Below are 12,448 nucleotides of genomic sequence, written 5' to 3' on the forward strand. Positions count from 1 at the left end.
CGGGTGTGTAGAGGACTTTCACCTCCAAGTCACCCGCTCGGCTACCACAACCAAACGGGTTGCGCTAACGCGCAACGCGCCATGCCTGGCGCACAACAAAAAAGCCCGCATCAAACGATGCGGGCTTTCTCATTCAGCAGGCAGGGGTCAAGCCGCTTTGGCTTCCTGCTGGCTCAGCGAGCGGTTCAGGGCGCTGAACAGTGCCTTGAAGCTGGCGGTGGTGATGTTTTCGTCGATACCCACACCGTGCACCGGGCGGCCGCCGGCCACGCGCAACTCGATGTAGGCCGCCGCCTTGGCGTTGGTGCCAGCACCAATCGCGTGCTCGTTGTAGTCCATGATTTCCACGGCAACCGGCAGGCCGGCAACCAGGGCTTCCAGGGCGCCATTGCCCTTGCCGCGCCAGTGCAGGGTGGTTTCACCTTCGCCGGCGACTTCCACTTCCACGGCGCTATGGCCGTTTTCTTCCTGCAGGCGGTGGCTGACCAGGGCGTATGGCGCGTTGGCCTGCAGGTATTCCTTGTGCAGCAGGCTGTAGATTTGCTGAGCGGTCATTTCCAGGCCCAAACGGTCGGTTTCACCCTGCACAACCTGGCTGAACTCGATCTGCATGCGGCGCGGCAGGCTGATACCGTACTCCTGCTCGAGCAGGTAGGTGATGCCGCCTTTGCCCGACTGGCTGTTGACGCGGATGACCGCCTCGTAGCTGCGGCCGATATCGGCCGGGTCGATCGGCAGGTACGGCACTTCCCACAGCTCGCCTTCCTGCTGCTTGGCGAAGCCCTTGCGGATGGCGTCCTGGTGCGAGCCGGAGAACGCAGTGTGCACCAGGTCGCCGACATAAGGGTGGCGTGGGTGCACGGGCAGCTGGTTGCACTCTTCGACCACCTTGCGCACGCCGTCGATGTCGGAGAAGTCCAGCAGCGGGTCGATACCCTGGGTGTACAGGTTCAGTGCCAAGGTCACCAGGTCGACGTTGCCGGTCCGCTCGCCGTTGCCGAACAGGCAGCCTTCGGCGCGATCGGCGCCGGCCATCAGGCCCAGTTCGGTGGCGGCAATACCGGTGCCACGGTCGTTGTGGCAGTGCAGGCTGATGATCACGCTGTCGCGGCGGCTGACATTGCGGCAGAACCATTCGATCTGGTCGGCGTAGATGTTCGGCGTGGAGACTTCCACGGTGGCCGGCAGGTTGAGGATGACCTTGTGCTCTGGCGTCGGGTTCCACACCTCGATGACCGCGTCGCACACTTCCTTGGCGAATTCCATTTCGGTCGCGCTGAAGGTTTCTGGCGAGTACTGGAAGGTCCAGTGGGTTTCGGGCTGCTGGGCGGCATACTTGACGAACAGCTTGGCGGCGTTCACCGCGATGTCTTTCACGCCTTGCTTGTCCTGGTTGAAGACAATGCGGCGGAACGCCGGGGAGGTGGCGTTATACAGGTGGACGATGGCCTTTTTCGCGCCACGCAGCGACTCGAAGGTACGCGCGATCAGGTCTTCACGGGCTTGGGTGAGCACCTGGATCGTGGTGTCGTCCGGGATGTGGCCGTCTTCGATCAGGGTGCGCACGAAGTCGAAATCGGTCTGCGAGGCAGACGGGAACGCCGCTTCGATTTCCTTCACGCCCACCTGGACCAGGGTCTTCCAGAAGCGCAGTTTCTTCTCCGAATCCATCGGCTCGATCAGCGACTGGTTGCCATCACGCAAGTCGGAGCTGCACCAGATGGGCGCTGCGGTGATGGTCTTCGACGGCCAGGTGCGGTCAGGCAGGTCGATAGTCGGGAAGGCGCGGTATTTTTTCGAAGGGTCTTTGAGCATGGACATGGAAGCAATCCTTTTGTGTGCGGCCGAAATCGGGCCTGCCGAGCGATAACAAGATGAAGAGGCGAGGCGACGCGATTCAGCCTGGTAGTCGTGCGCTGACCAGGCTGAGGCTGCGATGTTGTCGGAGCAGGATGAGGGTGCTGAAGGTTTTCATGCCTTCAAACTTAACCAGTGGGGTGGGGGATGGCAAGCGTTCGGAAAAAATTGAGAGGAATGCTTAAAAAAAGCCTATGAGCGAGATTTTATGGCTGGATTCACCCGTGGGGTTGTTCATTGTTGCGCGGTAGTTTTAGCTGGCGCAACACAGTGGAACCCCGTTGACCTATTCTCGCCTCATCGCCGGCAAGCCAGCTTCCACAGCACTGTCACAGGGCTGGAGCGCTGTGGAGGCGGGGTTTGTCGACGAGGCTGGCACTGCGGTCTCAGGGCTGAAACGCCCCGATGAAAATCGCCGGATCCACCCGCGCGTCGTTCAGGCTCACGTTCCAGTGCATGTGCGGCCCGGTAGCCCGCCCGGTTGAGCCCACGCGCCCGACTACCTCGCCCCGGCGCAGTTGCTGGCCCACCTGCACATCGATCTTCGACATGTGGCAGAACATGCTGATGAAGCCCTGGCCGTGGTCCACGAATACCGTACGGCCATTGAAGAAGTAATCTCCCACCAGAATCACCTTGCCATTGGCCGGGGTCTTGATGGGCGTACCTGCCGGCACCGCGAAGTCCAGCCCGGCATGCGGGTTGCGTTCCTCGCCATTGAAAAAGCGACGCACGCCGAACTTGCTCGACAACGGGCCGTTGACCGGCTTGTCGAGGATCAGGTTGCTGGGCAGGGCAGGGCTGAAGCTGCGGTAGGCCTTGATCTGCTCAGCCAGCTCGCGGTCGATGCGCTTGAGGTCGGCGGGGTTCGGGTTGACCTGGCGGGTGTTCTTCAAGGTAATGCGCTGTTCGGGGTACTTTTTGCTACCCACGCTGAACGGCAGGTTGCGCCCGCCTTGGCTGAGCACGGCAGTACCCGGCTTCTGGGTCAGCGGGATTCCGACAATGGCCAACCAGTTGTCCTGCTCCTTGACCACCAGCACCGGCTTGCCGTCGAAGCGCGCTTCGGGGGCGCTGGCGGCAGGGCCGAGGTTGACCACCGCCACGCCGCCGGGCACCGGCTTGTTCAGCGCACGCGTGATGTAACTGGCCTGGGCGCCGCCGGCCAGCAGTAACAGGGAAAGGGCGAACAGGGAGGCAAGCAGGCGGGGCATGTGTCAGTCCAGTAGCGAAAGGGTGACCGGAGTCAGGTGATTGTCTTCCACGCGCACCAGCAGCTCGCCCTGGTCCAGGCGTGCCGTAAGGCGTTGGCCGTTGCGGGTCTGTTCGGCGCTGCGAATCGCCTGGCCCTGGTCGTCGAGCAGGATGCTGTAGCCGCGCGCCAGTGTGGCCAACGGGCTGACCACCTGCAGCGTCTGCAACTGGGCCTGGAAGCGCTGGCGGCGGTCCTTGAGCAGTTCGCGCATGGCCCGTGGCAGGCGCTCGGCCAGGCTGTCCAGGCGCTGGGCCAGCAGTTTCAGGTTGCGCCCCGGGTGTTGCGCAGCCAGGCGGGTTTCTGCCCGCGCCAAACGCTCACGGCGCTGGTTGAGGCTGAGCAGGAACGCCCGGCGCAGGCGCATGTCCAGGTCGTCCAGGCGCTGGGCCTGCTGGCGCAAGCGCTCGCCTGGGTGGCGCAGGCGCCTGGTCAGCGAGTCCAGGCGCAGGCGGTCATGGCTCAGGCGGTTCTGCATGCGCAGCAACAAGCGCCGCTGCAGCCCGTCCAGGCGTTGGCGAATGCCACTGCTGTCGGGCGCCAGCAACTCTGCGGCGGCAGACGGAGTGGGGGCGCGCACGTCTGCCACGAAGTCGCTGATGGACACATCGGTCTCGTGACCCACGGCGCTGACTATCGGTGTGACGCAGGCAGCCACGGCGCGGGCCACGGCTTCTTCGTTGAAGCACCACAGGTCTTCCAGCGAGCCGCCACCACGGGCCAGGATCAGCGCATCGAAGCCAAGGCCGTCGGCCAGGCGGATGGCACGCACGATCTGTGCGATGGCCTCGCGGCCCTGTACCGCCGTGGGAATCAGGTTCAGTTCCACCTGCGGGGCGCGGCGGCCGAACACACTGATGATGTCGCGGATCACCGCGCCGGTGGGGGAGGTGATGATACCAATGCGTTGCGGGTGGGCAGGCAAGGGCTTCTTGCGTTCGGCGCTGAACAGCCCTTCGGCACCGAGCTTTTCCTTCAAGGCCTCGAATGCCAGGCGCAGCGCGCCATCCCCCGCCGGCTCGACGGTGTCGAGAATCAGCTGATAATCACCCCGGCCCTCGAACAGCGAAACCTTGCCCCGCACCCGCACCGCCAGGCCATCGCGCAGCGCTTGGCGCACCCGCGTGGCGCTCTGCCGGAACAGGGCGCAGCGTACCTGGGCACCGCTGTCCTTGAGTGTGAAGTACATGTGGCCAGACGCCGGGCGGGCGAGGTTGGAAATCTCGCCTTCCACCCACACGCTGCGGAATACGTCCTCGAGCAGCACGCGGGCGCGGCCGTTGAGTTGGCTGACCGTCAGGACCTCGCGGTCCAGGCCGAGTCGTTCGAAAGGGTCTCTGATCATGGCCGGCATCATACCCTACCGGGCGTTGCGGGCTAGCCGTGATCTTTCATCGCGGCCACGAACTGGCGCACCAACTGCTCTGCATCGCGCCGGCACGCCAGGGCCACGGTGCTTTCCCGGCCCCCCTCCAGGGTGACGAAACTGACCGAGGCCGGCGCAATGTCGCGCATGCATTGCGGCAGCAACGCCACGCCAAAACCTGCCTGGATCAGCTGCAACTGGGTCGTTTTGCGCGACAGCACCTGCGCCGCCTGCGGGAAAAAGCCCGCATCCATGCACAACGAGGCTGCCAGGTAGCTCAGCCCGCCGCGCTCACGGTGCGGAATGGAAATGAAGCGCTCGTCGCGCAACTGCTGCAGCGCCACCTGCGCCACACCGGCCAACGGATGCCCGGCCGCCACCGCAAGCAGCACGGGCTCGCTGAACAGTTCATGCAGCACCACGCCTTCATGCTGGCGAAGCACCGGCAAGCGCAACAGGCCGATATCCAGCCGCCCCGCCGCGATGTCTTCCAGTTGGGCCTCCGACGACTGTTGGGCGATGTCCAGTGCAACCCCCGGGTTAGCGTGCAGGTAACCGCTCAAACGCGCCAGCAGCGGGCCGGTCAACGGGACGGTGCTGGAGTGGTTCAGGCGCAAGCTGCCTTGCAACCCTTGGCCAACATCGCGGGTCACCCGCTCTGCCTGCGCCAGGTCGGCCAGCAGGCGCCGTGCCCGCTCCAGCAACGCCTGGCCGGCCGGGGTCAGGCGCGGTAGGCGGGCGGTGCGCTCGAACAATGGCGTGCCCAGTTGCTGCTCCAGCTCCTTGATCTGCCGGCTGAGTGCCGACTGCGCGATGAACAGGCGTTCAGCGGCACCGCTGAAGCTGCCGCACTCGGCGATTTCCACGAAATAACGCAACTGGCGGATGGACGTCATGTCATGCCTTTTCGAGATGGCTTTGGCGATAAAGCCATATTAGTCGGCATGGCTCTCAGCTGGCTAACCTTTGCCTATGCTCCCTGGAACTGCTGCCATGCTCACTGAACTGTCGCTCACCGGCCTTGACTGGCTGCCCATCCTGCTCGGCGTCGGCGTGGCCTACGTCGTCTTTGGCATTGCCGGTTTCGGCACGGCCCTGGTGGCGGGCCCGGTGCTGATCCATTTCATGCCGTTGTCACGGATCATCCCGCTGCTGGTGTTGCTCGATTTTGTCGCCGCCTTCGGCAACCTGCTGCCTGCGCGCCGTGATGTGGTGCGCGGCGAGTTGCTGCGGCTGTTGCCGTTCATGGCCCTGGGCTGCACGTTGGGCGTGGTGTTCCTGCTGCGTTTGCAGTCTGACGTGCTGTTGCTGTTGATGGGCCTGTTCGTTACGGCCTACGCGCTGTATAGCCTGGCGGTCAGAGTACGGCCGGCGAACCTGTCGGGTTTCTGGGCAGTGCCAATGGGTACGGCAGGCGGGCTGTTCGGGGCGCTGTTCGGCAGCGGCGGTTTTCTCTATGCGCTGTACCTGAGTGCACGGTTGGAACGAAAGGAACAGGTGCGCGCCACCCAGAGCGCGCTGATCAGCTGCAGCACGGTGGTGCGCCTGGCATTGTTCCTGGTCGCCGGTGTTTACGCCGACCAGAGCCTGCTCTTGCTGGCTGCATGCCTGCTGCCGGTCATGTTCATCGGCTTGTGGGTCGGCCGTGGGCTGACCCACAGGCTGTCGCGCGAAGCCTTTGTGCGCCTGGTCACCTGGCTGGTGCTGGCCAGCGGCTTGGCGCTGATCGGTCGCTACCTCGGCGCCTGAGCGGTAGAATTGCGCCCTTACCGCAGTTTTGCAGGCTTGTACCGTTCATGAACACCCAGAGCATTATCGTTCCCAAGCTGTCTACCGTGCCGGTGCACGAAGCCCGCGCCCGTGCCATCGTGCGTTGGCTGGTACGCGAGAAAGTGGTCGAGGAGCAGCTGAGCACCTGTGGCCGTACCGGCAACCGCATGGGCCACGCCCTGGCGGCAGGCGCCCGCAAGGTGGCCCTGCGGCCTGAGTTGTTGCCTTTTGGCGAGCAGGCCAACGGCCTGGAAGTGATGCTCAAGCGTTGCATCTATACCCCCACCGAAGGGTTTCTTGAAGAAGCCGGCTGCCCGCAGTGCCGGCGCGAGGTGGGCGAGCCGCTGTTCGAAAGCCTGGAAGAATGGATGCCGGCGGTCAGTGACAACTTCACCTGCCCGCTGTGCGGCTTCGAAGATGACATCAATGGCTTCATTTACCTGCAGCCATGTGCCTTTTCCAACCTGGGGTTCATCTTCAACAACTGGGGCGAGGCCGGGTTTACCCAGGCCTTTCTCGACAGCTTCGCCGACTGGCTCGACCAGCCGGTGACGGTGGTGCAAGTCAGCTGCAAGCCTTGAGTCGCAAGCTTCAAGAAAAAGCGGCCTGTATGCCTGACGACTCTCGTAGCTTGCCGCTTGTAACTTGAAGCTTGATTTACATTGAGCGGCGCGCCGTGCATGAGTATAATGGCGCGCTTCCATTTTTCCCGCCCGGGAGCCCCCGCGATGCTGCGTATCAGCCAAGAAGCCCTGACCTTCGACGATATTCTCCTTGTACCTGGCTATTCCGAGGTACTGCCCAATGAAGTCAGTCTCAAGACCCGTTTGACTCGTGGCATCGAGCTGAACATTCCGCTGGTTTCCGCCGCCATGGATACCGTGACCGAAGCGCGCCTGGCCATTGCCATGGCTCAGGAAGGCGGCATCGGCATCATCCACAAGAACATGACCATCGAGCAGCAGGCCGGCGAAGTTCGCAAGGTCAAGAAGTTCGAGGCTGGCGTGGTCAAGGACCCGATCACCATCGACGCCGACGCTACCGTGCGCGACCTGTTCGAGCTGACCCGCCTGAACAACATCTCCGGCGTGCCAGTGCTGGCCAACGGTGACCTGGTCGGCATCGTCACTTCCCGTGACGTACGCTTCGAAAACCGCCTGGACGCCAAGGTCCGCGACGTGATGACGCCAAAAGAGCGCCTGGTCACGGTGCGCGAAGGCGCCGACAAGAACGAAGTGCGCGAGCTGCTGCACAAGCACCGCCTGGAAAAAGTCCTGATCGTTGACGACAAGTTCAACCTCAAGGGCATGATGACCGTCAAGGACATCGAAAAGGCCAAGGCCTACCCGCTGGCCAGCAAGGACGACCAAGGTCGCCTGCGCGTCGGCGCTGCCGTCGGCACTGGCAAGGACACCGGCGAGCGCGTAGCCGCCCTGGTTGCTGCCGGGGTTGACGTGGTGGTGGTCGACACTGCCCACGGTCACTCCAAAGGTGTGATCGACCGCGTGCGCTGGGTGAAGGAAACCTACCCGCAGGTGCAGGTGATCGGCGGCAACATCGCCACCGGCGCTGCGGCCAAGGCCCTGGCCGAAGCCGGCGCTGACGCGGTCAAGGTCGGTATCGGCCCGGGCTCTATCTGCACCACCCGTATCGTTGCAGGCGTCGGCGTGCCGCAAATCAGCGCCATCGCCAACGTTGCCGCTGCACTGGAAGGCACCGGTGTGCCACTGATCGCCGACGGCGGCATCCGCTTCTCCGGTGACCTGTCCAAGGCCATCGTAGCCGGTGCTTCCTGCGTGATGATGGGTTCGATGTTCGCCGGTACCGAAGAGGCGCCAGGTGAAGTCGAGCTGTTCCAGGGCCGTTCCTACAAAGCCTACCGCGGCATGGGCTCGCTGGGTGCCATGGCACAGGCGCAAGGCTCGTCCGACCGTTACTTCCAGGACTCCTCGGCCGGTGCCGAGAAGCTGGTACCGGAAGGCATCGAAGGCCGTGTGCCGTACAAAGGTGCGCTGGCGGCGATCATCCACCAACTGATGGGCGGCCTGCGTTCGTCCATGGGCTACACCGGCAGCGCAACCATCGAAGAGATGCGCACCAAGCCGGAGTTCGTACGCATCACCGGCGCCGGCATGGCCGAGTCCCACGTGCATGACGTGCAGATCACCAAAGAAGCCCCTAACTACCGCGTCGGCTAACGCCACCAGTGGTAAGCGACAAGCTTCAAGCTACAAGCGGTAGTTGCGCTGCAGCGACTACCGCGTTCTCCCCGATCAACTTGCAGCTTGCGGCTTGACGCTTGCAACTGCATCAGAGATTGAGTCATGGCCCTCGACATTCACGCTCACCGCATCCTGATCCTCGATTTCGGTTCCCAGTACACCCAGCTGATTGCCCGCCGCGTGCGCGAGATCGGCGTGTACTGCGAGCTGCACCCGTTCGACATGGACGATGAAGCGATCCGCGAATTCAACCCGCGCGGCATCATCCTCGCCGGCGGCCCCGAGTCGGTCCACGAAGCCAACAGCCCGCGCGCGCCGCAGGCAGTGTTCGACCTGAACGTGCCGGTGCTGGGCATCTGCTACGGCATGCAGACCATGGCCGAACAGATGGGCGGCAAGGTCGAAGGTTCCGACCTGCGTGAGTTCGGTTATGCCCGCGTGGACGTGGTCGGCAAGAGCCGCCTGCTCGACGGCATCGAAGATCACATCGACGCTGACGGCGTACTGGGCCTGGACGTTTGGATGAGCCACGGCGACAAGGTCACCCAGATGCCGGGCAATTTCCATGTATTGGCCAGCACCCCAAGCTGCCCGATCGCCGGCATGTTCGACGACACCCGCGGCTATTACGGCGTGCAGTTCCACCCGGAAGTGACCCACACCAAGCAGGGCGGTCGCATCCTGTCCCGCTTCGTGCAGGACATCTGTGGCTGCGAGGCCCTGTGGACCCCATCCAACATCGTTGAAGACGCCATCGCCCAGGTGCGTGCACAAGTGGGTTCGGCCAACGTCCTGCTGGGCCTGTCTGGCGGCGTCGACAGCTCGGTGGTTGCCGCGCTGCTGCACCGCGCCATCGGCGACCAGCTGACCTGCGTATTTGTCGACAACGGCCTGCTGCGCCTGCACGAAGGTGACCAGGTGATGGCCATGTTCAAGGAGAACATGGGCGTCAAGGTCATTCGCGCCGACGCTGAAAAGCAGTTCCTCGACAACCTGGAAGGCGAAGCCGACCCGGAGAAGAAGCGCAAGATCATCGGCCGCACCTTCATCGACGTGTTCGATGCCGAGGCCAGCAAGCTGGAAAACATCCAGTTCCTTGCCCAGGGCACCATCTACCCGGACGTGATCGAGTCGGCTGGCGCCAAGAGCGGCAAGGCCCACGTGATCAAGTCGCACCACAACGTCGGTGGCCTGCCGGAGGAAATGAACCTCAAGCTGGTCGAGCCGCTGCGTGAACTGTTCAAGGACGAAGTGCGCAAGATCGGCCTGGAGCTGGGCCTGCCGTACGACATGGTCTACCGCCACCCGTTCCCGGGCCCGGGCCTGGGTGTGCGTATCCTCGGTGAAGTGAAAAAGGAATACGCCGACATCCTGCGTCGTGCCGACCACATCTTCATCGAAGAGCTGCGCAAAGCCGACTGGTACCACAAGACCAGCCAGGCCTTTGTGGTGTTCCAGCCGGTCAAGTCGGTCGGCGTCGTCGGCGACGGCCGTCGCTACGCCTGGGTCGTGGCCCTGCGTGCCGTGGAGACCGTGGACTTCATGACTGCGCGTTGGGCACACCTGCCGTACGAGCTGCTGGAAACCGTCAGCGGCCGTATCATCAATGAAATCGACGGCATCTCGCGCGTGACCTATGACGTGTCGAGCAAGCCGCCGGCGACCATTGAGTGGGAATGATCCCTATCTGGCGTTGAACGAAAAGGGCCGCATTGCAGGCCCTTTTCTTTTGCCTGGGGAAAACTGCTATTCGCTGCCAGGCGGGTGGCCGAAATAGGCCTTGTAGGCATGGCAGAAATTGGCAGGGTTGGCATAACCCACATGGTAGGCCACCTGCGACACCTGCCAGCGCCGTTCGAGCAGCAGGGTGCGGGCCTGCTCCAGGCGTTGCTGGCGCACGTACTGCAGCATAGGCCGGCCGAATTCGTCGCGGAACGCCCGGCGCAAGGTGGTCTCGCCCACGCCCAGTTGGCGTGCAAGGCTGGCGGCGGTGGGTGGGGTGGCCAGTTGGGTGTCGAGCAGGCGCCGCGCTTCGATGGCCAGGTCGCGCAGCCCGCGGTCCGGGTTTTTCTTGCCCTGTGCAGGGCCTATCAAGTGGCGCGCCAGCTCCAGCACCACGGCCACGCTCAGGCTTTCGCAATGCAGGCGCCGTAGCCCACCGGTATAGGGTGACAGGTACAGCTGCTGCAGCAAGCGGCTGACGGCGGGGCATTGGGGGAGTTGATCGAAGCGCATGCCGTCTGCGGTCAAGGCCAGCAGGGGTAGCAATTGCGCATCGTCCCGCGCCAGCTCATGCAGGTAGTCGCCGGCAATGCGCACGCCAGCCATGCGCGCATGGCTGTCTGCAGGCAACTGGTCCTGCGCTTCCAGGCTTTCGCCCAGGCCCAGCAGGTGCAAGTGGCCGGGGGCGTAATGGTTGAGCGTGCCGTCGACCTTGTGCTGCCAGGCACCGTCGAACACGTGGACGACGCACAGGCTTTGCGGCAGCAGTTTGTCGATTTGCAACGGTTCGGGAAACTGCAGGTTGCAATCGAAGTACTGCAGCCCCGCGTGCACGGTCTGCGCCCGATAATGCCCGGTTGCACGCCCCATGATCTGCGCCTTGCCGCTGTCCAGCACGCCGGCGTCGGCGAGCGAGCCGGGGCTGTCGAAGGAAAAGGAGGTGTCCAGGTAGGGGCTGGTCGATCGCATGGGCGCTACGTCCTTGGTTGGCGGCGGCATGAGCGTAAATGGTAACGCGCGCACATTTTTGGCAACAGCCATTGTGCGCGGCGGCCCATCTTTTGTGCGAACCGGCCACAGGGGTTGGCAGTGCCGGCGTAGCTGTCTTCAATGATCGATCGTTTCGCATCATGGTGGAAAAAATGTTCGCTTATCGTAAATGGGCTGCCTTGCTGGTGGCATCGCTCACGCTTTGGCTAGGCCAGGCACACGCCGAACAACGGCCTGCAGTAGCCGAACAGGTCAAGGCCTATATGGGCACCGAGGGCGTCAAGGTATGGACGCTGCGCATTGGCGAGCGGGCCGCCAATGAGGCGCTGGTCCAGGTCGAAGGCGTCGATCACGACTGGAACATGCGCATTCAGAAAATGCAGGTCGAGAAAACCGCCAAGGACACCCGCTACTGGACGACGGTCGATGGCAACAAGTTTGTCGTGTTGATCGTGCAGGGCGGCTGGGGCGGCGAGCTCTACCTGCCGGGTGAGCCGCAACCGTTGCCGGTTGGCTACTCCGAGGGGCTGTCGCGCCAAGGTGATGCGCAGGCTTTTCTGACCGATTACCTGGCCAAGCAGCAGTGAACGGGGAGCACATCTGATCATGGCTAACCCCGACGATCCGCTGGCCGACCTTTCCGGCGCGCTTGGCGAAGACTATGAGCAAGCCCGTGCCGCCCAGCGCGAGCGGGTGGTTGCCGAACTCAAACAGGTAATCGAGCGCGTCCCGGAGCAAAGCGAATTCACCAACTCCCGGCGTTACAAGGTCTGGGGGCCGATACTGCTGGTGGGCGCCCTGATTCTGCTGGTCACCACGTACAACCCGCAACGCCTGGGCGCGGTCGCACTGGTGCTGTTCGTGGTGTGCATGGCGGCAGCGGTGACCTGGCAGCACCGCAACGCGGGCACGCAGGTGTTCATGCGCCTGACTCGCCGACAGCTGTTCGTCGATACCCTGGACGCCCCTGTCGACATGGCAGAAGTCGAGGACATCGCGGTCAAGGACGAAGGCCTGGTCATGGTACAGACGCTGGAGATGAGCAGCGAAGCTGCGCTGCCTAAGCATCGCGTGGTCAAGCTGCAGTTTTTCGGAAACCAGGCGATGGCCCTGAAAAAGCCGCGACCGCAGATTCGCATCATGTCTGCCGGCCTGGCCTTGAAGGGTCGCAAGCTGGGGAACGACGAAGTGCTCGAGCTGTTGGCGGCCTACCGCAATGCGGCCCATGCCCAACGGCAACTGGAGTTGATGCAGGTAGATGTATAGCGG

11 protein-coding genes are annotated in these 12,448 nt (G+C 63.5%); 6 read left to right on the plus strand and 5 right to left on the minus strand.

Annotation, left to right across the window (positions count from 1 at the left end):
* Window positions 1-147: 147 nt before the first annotated feature.
* The 4 genes from leuA to GYA94_RS13525 form a co-directional block, all read right to left on the minus strand.
* Window positions 148-1,821: a 2-isopropylmalate synthase gene (leuA, locus tag GYA94_RS13510; RefSeq protein WP_009683414.1), complete on the minus strand. Its 1,674-nt coding sequence runs from the start codon at window positions 1,819-1,821 to the stop codon at window positions 148-150.
* Window positions 1,822-2,243: 422 nt separating this feature from the next.
* On the minus strand, window positions 2,244-3,071 hold the full coding sequence (locus tag GYA94_RS13515; protein ID WP_054912860.1) for a M23 family metallopeptidase: 828 nt from the start codon (window positions 3,069-3,071) through the stop codon (window positions 2,244-2,246).
* A gap of 3 nt (window positions 3,072-3,074) precedes the next feature.
* Window positions 3,075-4,454, minus strand: coding sequence for an exodeoxyribonuclease VII large subunit (gene xseA / locus GYA94_RS13520; protein ID WP_054912868.1), 1,380 nt, complete (start codon window positions 4,452-4,454; stop codon window positions 3,075-3,077).
* A 32-nt stretch (window positions 4,455-4,486) separates the two neighbouring features.
* Window positions 4,487-5,371 (minus strand): LysR family transcriptional regulator, encoded by an 885-nt coding sequence (locus GYA94_RS13525; protein ID WP_161892482.1) that lies wholly within the window; start codon window positions 5,369-5,371, stop codon window positions 4,487-4,489.
* 97 nt (window positions 5,372-5,468) lie between these two features.
* Here GYA94_RS13525 and GYA94_RS13530 point away from each other — a divergent pair, with 97 nt between their 5' ends.
* The 4 genes from GYA94_RS13530 to guaA all read left to right on the plus strand — a co-directional run bounded on the left by GYA94_RS13530 (window position 5,469) and on the right by guaA (window position 10,147).
* Window positions 5,469-6,224 (plus strand): sulfite exporter TauE/SafE family protein, encoded by a 756-nt coding sequence (locus tag GYA94_RS13530; protein WP_161892483.1) that lies wholly within the window; start codon window positions 5,469-5,471, stop codon window positions 6,222-6,224.
* A 47-nt stretch (window positions 6,225-6,271) separates the two neighbouring features.
* Window positions 6,272-6,826: a hypothetical protein gene (locus GYA94_RS13535; RefSeq protein WP_054912857.1), complete on the plus strand. Its 555-nt coding sequence runs from the start codon at window positions 6,272-6,274 to the stop codon at window positions 6,824-6,826.
* Between the two features lie 147 nt (window positions 6,827-6,973).
* Complete coding sequence (guaB, locus tag GYA94_RS13540; RefSeq protein ID WP_003255025.1) at window positions 6,974-8,443, plus strand: IMP dehydrogenase; 1,470 nt, start codon at window positions 6,974-6,976, stop codon at window positions 8,441-8,443.
* Between the two features lie 126 nt (window positions 8,444-8,569).
* Window positions 8,570-10,147: a glutamine-hydrolyzing GMP synthase gene (gene guaA, locus GYA94_RS13545; protein WP_009683420.1), complete on the plus strand. Its 1,578-nt coding sequence runs from the start codon at window positions 8,570-8,572 to the stop codon at window positions 10,145-10,147.
* A gap of 66 nt (window positions 10,148-10,213) precedes the next feature.
* Here the strand turns inward: guaA and GYA94_RS13550 are convergent, their stop codons facing one another.
* On the minus strand, window positions 10,214-11,158 hold the full coding sequence (locus tag GYA94_RS13550; protein WP_161892484.1) for a helix-turn-helix transcriptional regulator: 945 nt from the start codon (window positions 11,156-11,158) through the stop codon (window positions 10,214-10,216).
* 173 nt (window positions 11,159-11,331) lie between these two features.
* Here GYA94_RS13550 and GYA94_RS13555 point away from each other — a divergent pair, with 173 nt between their 5' ends.
* Window positions 11,332-11,766 (plus strand): hypothetical protein, encoded by a 435-nt coding sequence (locus tag GYA94_RS13555; RefSeq protein ID WP_054881723.1) that lies wholly within the window; start codon window positions 11,332-11,334, stop codon window positions 11,764-11,766.
* A 19-nt stretch (window positions 11,767-11,785) separates the two neighbouring features.
* The gene (locus tag GYA94_RS13560) at window positions 11,786-12,445 is read left to right on the plus strand and encodes a hypothetical protein (protein WP_161892485.1); all 660 of its coding nucleotides are present in this window, start codon (window positions 11,786-11,788) and stop codon (window positions 12,443-12,445) included.
* Window positions 12,446-12,448: the final 3 nt, after the last annotated feature.

Source organism: Pseudomonas juntendi (genome assembly GCF_009932375.1).
Taxonomy (GTDB): Bacteria; Pseudomonadota; Gammaproteobacteria; order Pseudomonadales; family Pseudomonadaceae; genus Aquipseudomonas; species Aquipseudomonas juntendi.

Excerpts from the sequence above, each read along its gene's own strand:
- GYA94_RS13535 (WP_054912857.1), top strand. The coding sequence starts at position 6,272 with ATGAACACCCAGAGCATTATCGTTCCCAAGCTGTCTACCGTGCCGGTG.
- GYA94_RS13525 (WP_161892482.1), bottom strand. The coding sequence starts at position 5,371 with ATGACGTCCATCCGCCAGTTGCGTTATTTCGTGGAAATCGCCGAGTGC.
- guaA (WP_009683420.1), top strand. The coding sequence starts at position 8,570 with ATGGCCCTCGACATTCACGCTCACCGCATCCTGATCCTCGATTTCGGT.
- GYA94_RS13515 (WP_054912860.1), bottom strand. The coding sequence starts at position 3,071 with ATGCCCCGCCTGCTTGCCTCCCTGTTCGCCCTTTCCCTGTTACTGCTG.
- GYA94_RS13555 (WP_054881723.1), top strand. The coding sequence starts at position 11,332 with ATGTTCGCTTATCGTAAATGGGCTGCCTTGCTGGTGGCATCGCTCACG.
- GYA94_RS13530 (WP_161892483.1), top strand. The coding sequence starts at position 5,469 with ATGCTCACTGAACTGTCGCTCACCGGCCTTGACTGGCTGCCCATCCTG.
- xseA (WP_054912868.1), bottom strand. The coding sequence starts at position 4,454 with ATGATCAGAGACCCTTTCGAACGACTCGGCCTGGACCGCGAGGTCCTG.
- guaB (WP_003255025.1), top strand. The coding sequence starts at position 6,974 with ATGCTGCGTATCAGCCAAGAAGCCCTGACCTTCGACGATATTCTCCTT.
- GYA94_RS13560 (WP_161892485.1), top strand. The coding sequence starts at position 11,786 with ATGGCTAACCCCGACGATCCGCTGGCCGACCTTTCCGGCGCGCTTGGC.
- GYA94_RS13550 (WP_161892484.1), bottom strand. The coding sequence starts at position 11,158 with ATGCGATCGACCAGCCCCTACCTGGACACCTCCTTTTCCTTCGACAGC.
- leuA (WP_009683414.1), bottom strand. The coding sequence starts at position 1,821 with ATGTCCATGCTCAAAGACCCTTCGAAAAAATACCGCGCCTTCCCGACT.